Here is a 14,995-nt window from a genome sequence, read left to right as displayed (position 1 = left end):
TGAAGTTCCCCCGTTTTAGTGGACACCTTCATAGTTAGAATATGTCTAATAATATGAGTCGAATTAATTAAAAAAAAGCCACATATAATGTGGCTAAAATAAAAACAAATAAAATGTGAGTAAGTTAAATCTGAGCCTTAGTGATCGTGCTCCTCAGAACCAGCAACACCTAACCACGCTGCTTTACCAGGTGTGAATGTTAAATCAAAGTGCCCAACTACGACACCTTCATGTAAATCAATTTCAGTAACTTCTTGCTCATGAACGATATAAATAATCTCGTGGGCTTTTGAAGAAATAATGAGTGGTTTTGAATCTTCCGCTAGGGCACTAAATACTTCAATACGACTATCTAATTGCCAATTATTTTCTGCTGAAAATACGTTTAATTGTCCCGTATTATCGAGAATAAGCATATGCTCGTTATGACCATCAAAGCCATACGTTACTGAAGTTAGTGCTTCTTCTTGTTGCCAATTAAACGGGCTGATTTGCTGCGTTATTAAATCAACTAAAAAGAAACTACCACGTGCATTACCAATTATCACATTATTTTCTGAACTGCCCTTTAGTGAGCCTATGCGAAGACCTTCTGGCATGTCTGCAGGGTTAACAATTTTTTGTGCTGTAAATACACTACCTTGCTGCTCTATAGCTAAAATGCCATCACTACAGGCAAAAGCAATATGGGTATCTGTTTGAAAGCTACCATGTAAGTCAGGGCATTTAACATCAAATAGTTGTTCTTGGTGAAAGTGATCATCATGTACTTCAAGCAGTGCTACCTGATCAGGCAAACTACCTTCCGCATCAATTTCTCGATGAGTAGCTAATACAAATTCACCGCGGATCTCAGCAGTTCCATGCATATAAGTTTCAAAGTGATGCTCCGCAATAGTTTTTTCTGCCGCAATACTTTCGTCACTTAACAAACTTAATGATGCATTAGCACCTGTATCTTTGTTGCCATCAAAAAATATTGCTACTTGTTCGCCGCGAGGAACAAAGTGAGTTGGTTTTACATCATTTAACGTAAAGCTTGTAAGCTCAGGTACATCGGCATGTTGATCAAAGTGATCACCGTGTGCTTCTTGCCATAAGCCGCCATCAATAAATTCAACCGTATCAAACGAGCGTTGAACTGCAACCGCATAACGGTTTTCAGGGCTCGCGTATAAATATTCTGCAGGGTTGGTAATCGAAATAGATTCAACTAAGGCATTATTTTCAAGGTCAAAAATATGTACTACAGCTTGTTCACTATCCGCAATAGCTAAGCGACCTTTACCTAACTCCTCCTCGTGATTGTCATGGTCATTATCGATAGGTGTTGGCGTTTTTGCTATTTCGGTAATAGTAGTTTCACTGCCACCACAACCAACAAGTGCTGTCGCAGCACAGGCCAATAATAAGCTTTTTAACGAGATGATTTTCATGAATGTCCTTTAAAATATAGAGTGATGCGCCGATCTATTGAAAGGCGCTAAATTTAAATTGAATGTAAGATTAAATTGATTAGCTGATTTAAAATGAACCGCGTAAACCCAGCGCCACTGAACGTCCTGCTAGCGGTGTTAAATCCTTTAAGAATGAGGTGTGCACTTGTGCGTATTCATCTGTTAAATTTATTGCTTTTAGATATACAGCTAAGTCATGCTATCCTAAAGAAAAGTGATAGTTAACGTTGGCATCAACCATGACATAGCTGTCTGTTGAGGTTTCTAGTTCGGCAGTATGCGTTTGTTCAAAATAGTGGCTGACAAATAAGTCGGCAGAAATGCTTTCGCCTTGATAACTTAATTCGGTCGCAATACGGGCAGGTGGTGTTCGAGGTAACTCTCCACCTTCATCTAAACGTGCTCGAAGCACATCACCTTGTACTCGCCAAGTAAACTCATCAGTCACTTGCCAAACAAGCTGTGCTTCAAATCCATATAAGGATACATCTTGAGCGGTAAAGGTATAAAGCGGTAACGTATGAGCTTCTTCTACTTCACCGCCGTGGTCATGTCCGCTGTGATCATGACCATCACCAGCAGACAAGCCAGTCGCTTGCTCATAGTAGTAATCATCTATTTGGTTATAAAAAACATTAAAGATAAAACCAAAGTCACCTTTAAACTTACGTAAACTTAGATCAATATTATTGGCGGTTTCCATGACAATATCATGATCAGTCAAACCAAAGTGAGCAGCTTCGCCGTGGTCATCATGTAATGCAAACAAAGCACCTACTTCATATGAGCCGGTACCAATATGAGGACCAAAAGATAATAGTTCCGCAGCAGATGGCGCACGTTCTGAATGAGATAATGATAAACCTACATTATAACCATCGATGAAATCCCACACTAGACCAGCAGAAAGACTAATCGGAGTAAAAACATGTTCGACATTAAAATTGCGGGTATAACCTTGTGTTTCATGAGCCCCATGATCATGCGAGTCGTGTCCTGCATCATCGTCTGCGCCGTGATCATCATGAGCAGACTTAACGAGTTCAAGTTCTGGCAAACGAACTTTAGCCGCGGTCACTTCAGTACGTTCAATACGCGCACCAAGTTGTACTAAAAAGTCACCAAAATGACGTTCTTCTATCCAGGCTAAGCCGAGTGAATTTGTTTCTGATGGGGGTGTAAATGCCTCTTCGCCAACTGCAGTAAAATCACTTTGTTTATAGTGAAGACTTAAGCCACCACGCCAATCCAAGAAGTCTTGATGCAATAGTTCAACTCTCGCTTCTATCGACTCGTTATCAAAGGTAGTGCCGACCAAACCCAACTCTACTTCTGTATGGCGATAATCAGTATAACCAATCTTAGTATTAAGTGATTTTATAACATTATTATCAAAGCTAAGTTCGCTTAATAGTTGAAAGCGATTTTGGGTTAAGTCGGCAGAAACTTCTATGTCTTCATCGCCATGACTATGGCCTGGTATACCGTATTCTTGTTCTAAATTCTGATAAGACAATCCAACAAAGCCGTTATCTAATAAATAACTGGTACCTAAGGTGAAGCCACTTGATTCCGCTGCTGAATTAGCTACTTCGTCAACACCATATTTTTCAGGTATTTGATAGTTCTCGCTGTCGCGATAAAAGCCATCCGCATGTACCGCAATATTACCGGTACCACTGGTAAACGAGCCAGACGCTAATGTCTGCTCATTATTACTATTGTATTCTGTTAACCATTCACCTGAAGTCTCTGTACTTTTAGGAATACTCTCATTAACAATATTCACTACACCACCAATAGCACCACTACCATAAAACAAGGTTGCTGGGCCGCGTAGCACTTCAATGCGCTCACTGGTTGATGTTTCAGTAGAAACAGCATGATCGGGACCAACACGTGAAGCATCGCCAGCATCTAAACCATTTTGTGTAATTAATACTCGTGGTCCGTCTAAACCACGAATAATGGGGGTACTGGCTACACCGCCATGAAAACTACTATGAACTCCCACTTCTTTGTTTAACGTATCACCCAAGGTATTCGCTTGGCGCATACGTAAGCTTTCACCGTGTAATACAGTGATAGGTAATGCTGATTCGATATTTGAGCTATGAAAAGGAGTAGCACTAACATCAATAATTTCTAGTGCTGATTTATCTAATTGTACCGTGAGTTCGGGATTCTGATTTTTAGCTAAGTCGACTTGAATATTTTTATGTACGTAAGCGCTGGCAACGACATGTAATTCATACTTTCCTAGCTCAACCGTTAGGTTAAACCTACCGGTATTATCAGTGCTAGTCACAATGTTGGTGCCCATAACTTTAACCGTGGCACCGCTAATAATCTTGCCTTCTTCGTTGGTAATCAAACCTGTTATTTGCTCAGCAAGTACTTGAGTACTTGAAGTAGCTAAGGCAAATGCACTTGCCAGTAATGTAAACTTATTCATGTTGAGACTAGATTCCAATGTGATAATATAACAATTTAAATAATGTTATATTATCACATTACAAAAAGCAACAAGTGTAAACGTCTTATATATTTAATGTAACTTTATGGCTGTTTTTTTATTAAAAGGTGTTACCTGTAACAATTAAAAATTGCGATATTAAACCTCAAATGCAACCGATGTAGACGTACTATTACGGTTTAGTTATTGATTGAACCATCAGTGGGCTGATGTTAATTTTGTTAGGTTTATTTTCTTATCAGGTGATCGTAGGTAAGGGGAGAGGTGAGCAATATAACTCACGCTCTATGTCTCTTTTTATCTATAAGTGGAAGCTAGAAGTGAGAGCTATAAGTGATAACATCTAAGCTTATCTCGTTACGCTGAAAGTATCTGTCTGTTGATTCAAACTCAATTCAGTCACTAAGCTTTGTCAGCACATACACTTTTCTAGTGTAAAAAAGTCGCCTCGAAAGGGCGACTTTTTCACTGGAAGCTTTATTCTGAAATAAAGCTATATCAAGGAAGGTATAAACAAAAAATCATTAAACAACTATGGCTTTTTAATTACCCATCCCTGAATATTTTACTCCTGAAAGTAGTGCTATTTCCCTATGCCAAGTAGCTAGGTCATTACTATTAAATTGTTCAAAAGAATCGTGACCACAAGCCCTCGCCATTACTGACATTAATTCAGTAGATGCTTCAAAAAAGTTTTTGAGCTGAACAGAAGATTTTTCTATATTTAAGCGTTGACGTAAATCTTTATTCTGCGTTGCAATACCCGCTGGGCAGTTATTCGTATTACATATTCTTGCGGCTACACAGCCTATTGCTTGCATAGCACTGTTCGAAACGGCAACACCATCAGCACCCAAAGCTAACGCTTTAACGAAGTCTATTGGCACTCGTAATCCACCTGTAATAATTAGCGTGACTCGACCACTAGCGCCTTGCTCATCTAGATACTTTCTAGCACGAGCAAGTGCAGGAATAGTGGGTACACTAATGTGATCTCTAAATATTTCAGGAGCAGCACCTGTGCCGCCGCCTCGACCATCTAAAATAATGTAATCGGCACTAGCATCTAATGCGAATTGAATATCTTCTTCGATATGATTGGCACTGAGTTTAAATCCAATAGGAATACCTCCTGTGACTTCACGTACGCGGTTAGCAAATTTTTTAAAATCTTCTACTGTGATTAAATCTTTAAACGTTGGAGGTGATATAGCGGAAGTACCTGCTTCTATACCTCGCACTTTGGCAATCTTCCCTATATTTTTGATACCGGGTAAATGACCACCTGTACCCGTTTTTGCCCCTTGACCACCCTTAAAATGGAACGCTTGAACATTCTTGAGTTTAGACTCGTCATAGCCAAACTGAGCACTTGCCAGCTCATAAAAATACTTTGAGTTAGCCGCCTGTTCTTCAGGTAACATGCCTCCTTCGCCAGAACAAATACCTGTTCCTGCAAGTTCGGCGCCTGTTGCTAGGGCAATTTTGGCTTCTTCAGATAAAGCCCCAAAACTCATATCCGAAACAAACAGTGGAATACGGAGTTTAAGTGGTTTTTTCGCTTTAGGGCCAATCACTAACTCTGTATTCACCACTACATCTTCCATCAGCGGTTTGGTGGCCATCTGTGCAACCATTACCTGCAGATCATCCCAGTGAGGTAGTTGATAACGTGGCACACCCATAGAGGTCATGGGACCATGATGTCCTAATTTAGATAAACCCTCTCGAGCCAATTGATGAATAAATTCAACGGTTGGCTCTTCCTTAGTTGCGTTAGCGGTAGGCATATTACTTACATCAACTGCTTGAATTTGCACGCCAGGTCCTTCTTTGCCCACTTGGTCTTTATCAAATTGTTTATGACTACCATCACAAAAAGGGCTATTGGCGGTATGCTTACATTGGCATAAATAGGCATCACCGCTTTCTTGGGCGGAAAAAGGCTTAGGTTTAAAATCTGTACCTGCATGAGAACCGTCACAGAATGGCTGGTTATTTGACCGGCCACAGGTACAAAAATAATATTCCTCATCCTGATTTAGACTCACTTTCTTTGGTGCTATCGCTGCAATTATAGGTTTAGTCATTTTAGTTTCCTTTTACTGCCTGTTATATAGTTCTACTTAATTCCAATTCATCTTTTCTGTATTACCATCCCATATGGTAATAAGCCCAGATGCGCTCAATATTCATTGGCAACCATTGTTCGTAGTACTGCCAGTGCTCATACTTAGGTAGTTTTACTTGTTTTCTCAATGCATCGGGGCTGTGAACTCCTTCATCCATTTTTAGTTTAACTGCGGCCATTAAATCTTCGATGTAGACTCGTTGCTCTTTTATAACAGAGGCGGGGTCAATGGCCGGTTGATTCTCCGGACCATGAGCAGAAATAACGTAATCAACATCCATTAATTCAATTTCTTTTAAAGAACGAACCCACTCATCAGGCCAAAAGTCTGGCATGCCTCTAAAAGCAACTCGACGAGGTGTGACTATATCAACAACAAAGAGAATTTTTTCTTTAGGGAATCGCATCACAACTAGGCTATCACCGTGGTTTGGCCCAAAGTACGATAGTTCTAATGTTCGGTTACCTAGGGTCAAGGTGTAGGTATCTTCAAAAACAATGTCAGGTATTGGCAATACAGGACTTGGATGGTCTTTAAGCTGCTTTAATAGATTTTTATGGCCAATAAATTTCGCACCTTCAGCTTTAAATATATTACCGCCGGAAATATGGTCATGATGGTTATGACTATAAACAACATATTTAACGGGTTTATCCGTTATTTTTCTAATTTCACTTTGTAGTAGCTTCGCTGCTTTTGGGTTAAGGGGATCTGAAACAATTACACCGTCATCAGTGACGACAAAAAAATTACGATAAACCCACCAACGAAATACATAAATTCCGTTACCAATATGTTTAACACTGTGGCCAAACGTTTTCCCACCCATAGGCTCCTGAGTTGGAAATTCTGGCGATGCTATTGCTAATGATGAGATGAACAATCCCAATATTAAGGTGATTGTTTGTATTGTTGTTTTCATAAGCTACTCCTTTTAAAATAAATGTAGATGATTATTTGTCCCACCACTCATTTTGGATCTGAGCAAGGGTGTAACTTTTTCGCTGTTGCATTCTTAAATAGTAGCTAGCTATCTGTGGAGAACTATTATTGTTTAACCATTTACTGTAGCCCAACAAATCTAGTCTTGAGAGTATCACCGTCCAAATTACATCAGCTAAGGTGTAGGTATTGCCTATTAGAAATGCATTATCTTGTAAGAGTTTTTCAACAAATGTAATGGCTTCCAATGCACTTTGTTCAATATTTTCGATATGTGTATTATCAACCCGAAACGTTTTGCTCTTTTGTGAACGTTCAGCACAAACAAGGTAATTATCGCTAAGTTCAGGAAATTGTTTAGACATTAAAAGTGATTTTGTAACTCGAGCATTCAATATCTTTTCAGATTTTTCCATTGAAGGGTGACGTGCGTAACTGAGAATTTGAAGATCAATATCATCTGCCAAATCAATTAATCTCTCCATTAACTGAAGATCGCTTTTATCTTGAGGCAACAAGACGTTACCTTCAGAGACAGAAGCGACAAACCGGATAATACGAGCAGAGTCAGTCAATACTTTTGTTGTGCCATTTCGAAACTCTAACGTGGGTATTACTCCCTTTGGGTTTAGTTTCAAATACCATGGGTCTAGTTGTTCTTGCTTTTGTACAATGTCGATAACCCGTCCCGACCAAGCAAGTCCTTTTTCTTCAAGTACTAGTCGAACCTTCATTGAACACACGGATAAAGGATGATGATAAAGCATGAATGAGGTCATAATGTTAATTCCTGTTGATTCGAAAGTTGAGCAGATAACGTTAAATTGTTTGTTATATACGGGCTTTTATTGGCATCATGCGCGGCAGAACATCAGCTTCAGGCTTATCTAGAAATCGATGTTTTAGTGCCCCTGTAATATGGGCAAATAATGCAGCCATTAGGGTATATACCAGTAGAAAATGCGCTTGTTTAGCTAATAGGGCCATTTCTGTATTTTTACCAAACAAAACAGGTAGGTCGATCAAGCCGAATAAGCTAACAGGGTAACCAAATAAATTTGTCATGGCATAGCCGCTAAACGGAATGGCCAACATTAATAAGTATAATGAGCCTGTTATTGTTTTTGAGAGTAATTTCTCCCAACTCGCCAATACGTCTGGCAATTTTGGTGAGTTATTAAGTCGACTCCAAATCACACGGAGAATCGCGAACTGCATGAAGATAACGCCAAAAGATTTATGCATACCCATGAGTAGCATTTTGTTGGGATCCGCTTTATCTAATCCTGCCATGTAAGTACCCACTGCAATGAGTACAATTACCATCAGGGCCATTACCCAGTGCAAAAATTTAGCAAACTTGCCATAGCTTTGTTCTTTCATATTTTCAGTATTCATAAGTCACCTTTTCAGATTCAATGTTGGCAGCTAATGCCTTGTGTAATCACTTATGTATAGCTTATTGTATTTTCATGGGTTGATATATGTGCTAAGCGTCAACTTATTGTTCACTCACAGATACTAATGTGGATATTTTAACACTGATGGAAACCTTTTCTGTTGTTGTGGAAACTGGAAGCTTTACTGCGGCGGCTGATAAACTTGGACTTTCCAAATCATTTATCAGCAAAAAAAATTGGGTTTTAGAGGAAGATCTGGGAACTCGGCTACTTTACCGCACCACGCGAAAATTGAGTTTGTCTGATGAAGGGAGCCAATTCTATAAGCACTGTAAGGTAATCATGGCTGAAGCTGAAAATGCTCGTGCCGAAATCATGGACAGCCAAGGAGCGCCAAGGGGGAACATTCGTATAACCATGCCTCAAAGTCTTATCATTTCTGGTTTTAGCCAGTTGTTGATAGATTTTCAACTTCAATATCCAGAAATAGACCTTGAAGTCATAGCCAGTGGGCGTATTGAAGATTTGGTGGAAGAGGGGATAAATATTGCACTCAGAGTGGGGCAACTGGAAGACTCAAGCCTTATATCCGCTAAATCGAAACCTCTTTCGAAGAATTAGAATGTTGATTGATTATTTATCTGAGCGGTTATCTGTTTAGTATTGAATGTTTAAATGGTTTGTATTTATATTTGTGAAACGTCAGACATTGGTTATTTTAAATAATTAAGAGGCGCTGATTTTTCAATAGCGACCCCTTTTCATTATAAGTATCTAAACACTATTTACTCATTGCTTAACATCAGACTTAATTGTTTTCAAAATATCTACAAAACGGGTAAGGGAAGGTGTCCAAGTTGACTGCTTAGCTGTAACAAAATAGGTATCTATATTAGCGATAGACGAGGGCAGCTTGAGATAACCAATGTCGAACCGATGGCGATGAGCCTCCACTGTGGACAAGGGCATAATTGAATAACCCATACCTGATGCCACACAACCTAATATGCCATCTATGCTACCGAATTCAAAAATACGCGTTGCATTGACTCCACAAGTTGAAAGTAATTGCTCAATACGTTGGCGATAACTACACCCCTGACGAAACGCGAGAAAAGTTGTTTCTAAGAATTGCTCTGCGGTAGGAAATTTATGCAAGGTTTTGGGGCCTACAAGCACCAATTCTTCAGAGAATGCTTTGATAACTTGCAAGCGCTTGTGCTCTGGTTTTCCAGCAATAAATACACCATCTACATCGCCTTCTATTAATTGAGTTAGCAATTGGGCTGTTGGAGCTGTTTCAACGGTAATATCTATTTGAGCATAACGGGCATGGAAGGCAGCTAATACAGGGGGTAGACGTAATGCTGTTGTTGTCTCCATTGCGCCAATTCGCAGTCGACTAGGTATAGACTCATCCCCTTTAAATAACCCTAAAACATCATCATGAGATTTGAGTATTTGTTTTGCATAAGTGACAACATCTCTACCTGCTGTAGTCAAACGAGCACCACCTTTACGGTGAAATAGTAGAGCACCTAACTCTTCCTCTAGCTTCTTGATATGGGCTGTTACATTCGATTGAACAGTGTGTTGACGCTCTGCTGCAGCAACAAAACTTCCAGTCTCTGCTACATCCATGAAAAGGCGAAGTGATTTTATTTGCATCTTATCTTTCTTTATTAACTTTTCTTATCACAATATATGATACTTGAGTTCATTTCAAATCACTTTTAAAGCTTGGTGTTGGCGTAATACAATAACGTGGTAAGAGTCGTCGCATTTAGTGAATTGAAGTGCAGTAAGTTGTTTCCTGTAATTTCAATTAGAACAATAATCTTCATCTATCATAGTGAGTTATAAAAATGATTAAAAAAGAAGACCACCCTGCAATAGTGGTTGGCATTATGGCAACGCTTGCTGGGATTGGTATCGCTCGCTTTGCTTACACCCCTTTATTACCAGAGTTAGTTCAACAAGGCTGGTTCAGTGGTGGTCAAGCTGCTTATTTAGGGGCAGCAAATTTGTTAGGTTATTTGATTGGTGCTCTCTCTGCTTTTCGACTATCGGAATCGTTTGCTCCTTCATCAGTGATAAGGCTTTGTTTAGTTAGTATCTGTTTGAGTTTCATTTTTTGTGCTCAGCCAAATAGTTTCGAATGGTTTTTTATCTGGCGATTTATAGCTGGGGTAGCTGGCGCTATTCTTATGGTCGTTGGCCCAGCAGAAGCTCTGGCCTGTACACCTCTTTCTCGCCGTACAAGTGTAGGTACCTTAGTTTTTATTGGCATCGGATTAGGCGCTGTAATATCAGCGATAACTGTGCCTTTACTGTTACAGATTAATTTATTTATTACATGGATTTCTCTTGGAGGTATCATAATTTTTATTGGCATACTCTGTCATTTTGCTCTTAAAAAGCTGCCTAATAAAGCATTTCAAAAAGAGGTAACTTCTGATCAAACCACCGATAACCATAAAACTAAAACTAAAACTATCGTATTTTTGCTGGTAGCTGCTTACGCGCTTGATGCCGTAGGCTTTATCCCACACACAGTATTTTGGGCTGACTATCTAGCACGAGAGTTAGGATTAGGAATTAATATTGCGTCTACACAATGGTTAGTTTTTGGCATAGGCGCAATGTTAGGCCCCATTTTTGTTGGCATTACTGCACATAAAGTCGGACTAAGTTATGCACTTCTTATTGCTTTTTTGTTTAAAGCCGTTGCCGTATTCCTTCCCACTTTATCAGATAGTTTAATTATCTTAACAATATCATCTTTTATTGTTGGCGCTTTGGTGCCAGGAATTGTTGCACTTGCCTCAGGTCGAATAGCCGAATTAGTTGGAGCGCGAAAACACAAACAGTATTGGGGATTAGCTACGGCTACTTTCGCAATAGCGCAAGCGATTTCAGGCTATGGTATGTCGTTAATTTATAACCTTTGGGGAAGTTATATTTATCTATTTTACATAGGCAGTACAGCGATAGTTTGCGGTTTTTCTCTTCTCTTTATAGGAGAAATAGTCATCGCAACAAACAAATCAAATCAAAATAAATCCACAACACTTAATGAGATGAAACTATGATGAAATTATATCTAAATGCAACCTCGCCATACGCTCGTATGGTACGCATTATTATGTTAGAAAAACAATTAGAAGGTAACGTTGAACTGTGTTGGTGCGATCCATGGAGTGATGATGAAGCGCTCCTTAGAGAAAACCCTATTGGGCGAATACCAACGCTAGTGACTGAGGTTGGTATGGCAATATCTGAATCTCTTCTCATTGCGCTTTATTTAGATGAACAATGTTCAGTTCGACCGCTCATTACAGCTGATCGTAAAGAGGAGATTCTTCATGTTGCGGGTTTAGGTGTTGGGTTAATGGATGCTGCTTTTTCTACGGTAATTTCAGCTAAGTACTTAAATAACGAGGCCAATGATTCTGTTTTAAGTCAACGACGTTTAAGAGCAATTCAACGAACTCTTGAACATTTAGAAAACAATGTAGAGTGTTATCTATCATTTGAAACCATTTCTATTGGTGATATTGCTGTTGCCGTAGCCTTAGATTACCTAGCGTTTAGATTACCAGAACTTGGAATATCCAATAGCTATACAAAGTTAGAGGACTGGCGTAGTAACATCAGTAAACGTTTAAGCTTTAAAGAAACAGCATTTGAATAAAATCTGTTATTAGGCTGAATAGATTCCATAATACATCAGCCACTTAACCCAATATCTTTAACTCGTTGATCTATCTATAACAATCGAGTAATCTCAGTCCATTATAAAATTATGGACGATTTTTCCCATCTTGTAGAAAGAAGGAATTTTTCCTCATAATAAACTGTTATATTTTAAAAATAGAAGAGCACTAGTTTTCTCTATTATTTATTCAAAAGGAACTTGAAAATGAATCACCTTACATATCCACGAGAACGTACTCTTGGAACCATAACCTTAGTGCTAGGTCTTATAGCTTGGTTGGGACTAATAATAGGTTCTTTTGGAATCGCTCTGGTTATATTAGCACTGGGTTTCGTACTATATTTATTTGCCCAATCCTCATTAATTGCACATATCAAGGGTAATGGTGTTGAGTTATCTGAGAAACAATTTCCCGATTTATACTCACAGTTCATTAGATGTTGTGATCAACTAGAAATAAAATCACGACCACAGGCATATATATTAAATGGAAATGGTGGCCTCAATGCTTTCGCAACAAAATTCCTCGGCACACAATATGTAGTTCTAATGACTGACGTTGTCGATGCGATGGATAAGCACGATGATGGTGTTAGTTTTTATATTGGTCATGAGCTTGGCCACTTACGTAAGAAACATTTAAGTGGTGGATTATTACGATGGCCTGTTCTTTGGTTACCATTACTTGGAGCCGCATATTCTCGTGCACGCGAAACTACGTGTGATCGTCATGGGCTAGCATGTTGTAAATCTCCAGAAGGCGCCGCTCGTTCTCTTGCAGCTCTTGCTGCAGGTGTTGAACGCTGGAAAGACCTCGATGTTATTTCATATGTAAAGCAAACTAATCACACCTCTGGTTTTTGGATGTCATTTCATGAATTAACTGCAGGTTATCCTTGGTTGACTAAACGTGCTGCACGCGTAATGGACGTAGAGGCTACTATGCCTAAGCGTAGCTTTATTTCTTATATTTTAGCTGCTTTTGTTCCATTCGCTGGTCGCTTGGGATCAGGTTTTGGTGTTTTGATATTGGTATATATCATCGGTGTTTTAGCTGCAATTGCACTCCCCGCGTATCAACAATATACAACTAAAGCTGTTTTGGCGGCGAATATTATTCAATCACAAGATACACGAGATGCACTTGGTAACTACTATGAGAATAATCAAGAAATCCCTGAGTCCTTAAGCGCTTTAAATATTAAGGCGGAGTTAATCGATGGGTCTTTGATGACACTCGATACCAATAATATGGCACTTTCTGTAAATACAAAAAAAGGGGAAATCATCTTTACACCAGCAGAAGATGATCAAGGAAAAATCATTTGGGGTTGTATAAATGGAGAGGGACTCACTCCGGAACAATTACCTCCTTCTTGTATCAGCGTGGAAATTAAATAGAGTTAATTGAACATAAAAATATAACAAGATGCTTAAAGGGACGCTAAATTGTTGGCTGAGCTCATGCTTCGCTATTTTAGCCAACTATTTTAGTCTTCTTATAGCGGCGTTAGGTATACAAACAAGGATGTCATTTCAATGAAGTATTTTTTATTATTATCAATTTTAGTTTTATCTGCATGTACTGCAAGTCCCGACTTAACTCTAAACCCAGCGTCAACTGACGTTATGCGATTAATTGAACAAACAGCAGAAAATGCCCCTGAAGGTGTTAAAGGTACTTTTCAATTTGCAATAAAAGCCTCAGCTTTGTTGCATAGCGTAGTCTATTTAAACACTGAATTAGATTATAGGGATAGAAGAAGTATTACGATTGAACTTCATCCTAAAACAATTGCAGCGTTTACTAAAAAATACGGTACTTCCCCTAAAGTTTACTTTCTTAATAAAAATGTAGAAGTTACTGGTAAAGCCAAACAAATAAAAATTTGGTTTATCTCTAATGGTAAAAGAACTGAAAAATATTATTTCCAAACACACATAAGAGTTAAATCACTAAACCAAATCAAAGTATTGAGCTAAGCATAACTAACAAGAAAATTAAGCGGGACTGTCAACAGTTGGCTCGATTCCGATCTGATCTTTTATCACTTTGGAGGACTTTTGGCAAACAATTATCAGCCCCTTGAATGGACGTTAGGAATATTTCAAAGGATTGGAATTAAATGAAAATTTTAAGTATTGCATTAATATGTTTCTTTCTATTATCTTGTTCTTCTACAAAAGTTCATCTTTACACTCGTTATTTGTCTGAACAACAAACAGGTAAAATAACTAAAATCCTTGAAGAACATGACTTTGAAGTTATAGCTAACACATTATCTTTTCCTGATGATGTTCAACAATCGACTTTACTTTATTCTCCTTTTGTAAAAGGGGAAGATAATTTAAATATACTAATCGATTCGCTAGAAAATTTAGGTTGGAGACTCCCAATAGTAAAACCTCTCTTTGCGGGTAATCATTACTATACAAAAAATAGTGTTGGCTTGCTTCTTCTTCCTGATGGACTAAAGCAAAGTGACAAATTACTATCTCAAGATCTTGTAAATGATTATGAAGCAGAAAAATGCGAAATATCAGTTAAGCTTCGTTTAAATAGAGATGAGACATACCAATTGTCATATTCAGATGTTCCTTTCAGTCAACCAGAGCACTTAACAGGGAAATGGCATATACCAAGTTATCCGTATATTAAATTAGTATCTGCAAATAAAATGTGGTCATTTTATTTTGAAATACAAAAAAAAACAGACATAGATTTAGTAAGTAAAGTAGAGATAATAGAATTAAAACCAGTAGATAAACATCATGTATTTCCTTATTGTAGTTTTACTTATGGGGTTAGAATTTGAACGGTGTAATATAGGTCTAATAAGCAGTTCAAGCAGGAACTTCAACAGTTGGCT

The 14,995-nt window shown here is 38.5% G+C and carries 12 protein-coding genes and 1 pseudogene; 6 read left to right on the top strand and 7 right to left on the bottom strand.

What is annotated here, in order from left to right:
• Window positions 1-137: 137 nt before the first annotated feature.
• The 6 genes and pseudogenes from CXF79_RS16000 to CXF79_RS15975 form a co-directional block, all read right to left on the bottom strand.
• On the bottom strand, window positions 138-1,436 hold the full coding sequence (locus tag CXF79_RS16000) for a hypothetical protein (protein WP_101156181.1): 1,299 nt from the start codon (window positions 1,434-1,436) through the stop codon (window positions 138-140).
• 88 nt (window positions 1,437-1,524) lie between these two features.
• Window positions 1,525-3,912: pseudogene (locus CXF79_RS15995) on the bottom strand (TonB-dependent receptor).
• A gap of 563 nt (window positions 3,913-4,475) precedes the next feature.
• Complete coding sequence (locus CXF79_RS15990; RefSeq protein WP_101156178.1) at window positions 4,476-6,023, bottom strand: glutamate synthase-related protein; 1,548 nt, start codon at window positions 6,021-6,023, stop codon at window positions 4,476-4,478.
• 61 nt (window positions 6,024-6,084) lie between these two features.
• Window positions 6,085-6,987 (bottom strand): MBL fold metallo-hydrolase, encoded by a 903-nt coding sequence (locus tag CXF79_RS15985; protein ID WP_101156175.1) that lies wholly within the window; start codon window positions 6,985-6,987, stop codon window positions 6,085-6,087.
• A gap of 31 nt (window positions 6,988-7,018) precedes the next feature.
• Entirely contained in the window at window positions 7,019-7,786 is a 768-nt protein-coding gene (locus CXF79_RS15980; protein WP_101156172.1) for a glutathione S-transferase family protein, read from the bottom strand.
• 52 nt (window positions 7,787-7,838) lie between these two features.
• Window positions 7,839-8,405, bottom strand: a complete 567-nt coding sequence (locus CXF79_RS15975; protein WP_232769201.1) for a cytochrome b — start codon at window positions 8,403-8,405, stop codon at window positions 7,839-7,841.
• Window positions 8,406-8,533: 128 nt separating this feature from the next.
• Here CXF79_RS15975 and CXF79_RS15970 point away from each other — a divergent pair, with 128 nt between their 5' ends.
• Entirely contained in the window at window positions 8,534-9,028 is a 495-nt protein-coding gene (locus CXF79_RS15970; protein WP_232769200.1) for a LysR family transcriptional regulator, read from the top strand.
• Window positions 9,029-9,196: 168 nt separating this feature from the next.
• Here CXF79_RS15970 and CXF79_RS15965 read toward each other — a convergent pair whose 3' ends face one another.
• Complete coding sequence (locus tag CXF79_RS15965) at window positions 9,197-10,075, bottom strand: LysR family transcriptional regulator (RefSeq protein WP_101156168.1); 879 nt, start codon at window positions 10,073-10,075, stop codon at window positions 9,197-9,199.
• Window positions 10,076-10,272: 197 nt separating this feature from the next.
• Here CXF79_RS15965 and CXF79_RS15960 point away from each other — a divergent pair, with 197 nt between their 5' ends.
• The 5 genes from CXF79_RS15960 (at window position 10,273) to CXF79_RS15940 (ending at window position 14,941) form a co-directional block, all read left to right on the top strand.
• Complete coding sequence (locus tag CXF79_RS15960; RefSeq protein ID WP_101156165.1) at window positions 10,273-11,499, top strand: YbfB/YjiJ family MFS transporter; 1,227 nt, start codon at window positions 10,273-10,275, stop codon at window positions 11,497-11,499.
• Complete coding sequence (locus CXF79_RS15955) at window positions 11,496-12,101, top strand: glutathione S-transferase (RefSeq protein WP_101156163.1); 606 nt, start codon at window positions 11,496-11,498, stop codon at window positions 12,099-12,101. Before CXF79_RS15960 ends, CXF79_RS15955 begins: the two co-directional genes overlap by 4 nt.
• A gap of 228 nt (window positions 12,102-12,329) precedes the next feature.
• On the top strand, window positions 12,330-13,526 hold the full coding sequence (locus tag CXF79_RS15950) for a M48 family metalloprotease (protein WP_101156160.1): 1,197 nt from the start codon (window positions 12,330-12,332) through the stop codon (window positions 13,524-13,526).
• A gap of 138 nt (window positions 13,527-13,664) precedes the next feature.
• On the top strand, window positions 13,665-14,108 hold the full coding sequence (locus CXF79_RS15945; RefSeq protein WP_101156158.1) for a hypothetical protein: 444 nt from the start codon (window positions 13,665-13,667) through the stop codon (window positions 14,106-14,108).
• Window positions 14,109-14,251: 143 nt separating this feature from the next.
• Window positions 14,252-14,941 (top strand): hypothetical protein, encoded by a 690-nt coding sequence (locus CXF79_RS15940; protein ID WP_101156156.1) that lies wholly within the window; start codon window positions 14,252-14,254, stop codon window positions 14,939-14,941.
• Window positions 14,942-14,995 lie beyond the last annotated feature (54 nt).

Source organism: Colwellia sp. Bg11-28 (genome assembly GCF_002836245.1).
Classification (GTDB): Bacteria; Pseudomonadota; Gammaproteobacteria; order Enterobacterales; family Alteromonadaceae; genus Colwellia; species Colwellia psychrerythraea_A.
This window is presented reverse-complemented; position numbering and strand designations above follow the sequence as displayed.